A 388-nucleotide genomic window follows, 5' to 3' on the forward strand; every position below is an offset into this window, starting at 1 on the left:
GGCATAGGCCTCGCGCAACTCGGCGGTCCATTGCCCGTCCGCCGGAGCCGCGAGCTTGCCGGCGGCATCGCCCTTGATGTGGCGCGGCGACTCGGGCAGCTGCAGCCAGAGGATCGCCTTGCCCGCCGGGCAACGCGACGGATCGAGCGCGTGCGGCTGGCCGACGCAGATGGTCGGCACTTCCGGCAGCAGGCCGCGCAGCGCTTCGTTGCAGGCTTTGGAGACGCCGTCGAGGCCGGGCGTCAGATGCAGCAACGCCACCTTGTCCAGCCCCTCGCCGCGCCAGGCCGGCGGCTTGTCGAGTGCATAGTGGATCTGGAAGTTGCCCTTGCCGTAGCGATATTCGCGCGTCGCATCGACGTCGCGCTTTGGGGCAGCGTCGCCGAGC

General features: G+C 70.4%; 1 pseudogene. It reads right to left on the bottom strand.

Annotated features, from left to right (window positions below):
• Positions 1-388: pseudogene (locus EOA28_RS38485) on the bottom strand (FAD-dependent oxidoreductase); the annotation flags it as partial.

This window comes from Mesorhizobium sp. M2A.F.Ca.ET.067.02.1.1, from assembly GCF_004023285.1.
GTDB lineage: Bacteria > Pseudomonadota > Alphaproteobacteria > Rhizobiales > Rhizobiaceae > Mesorhizobium.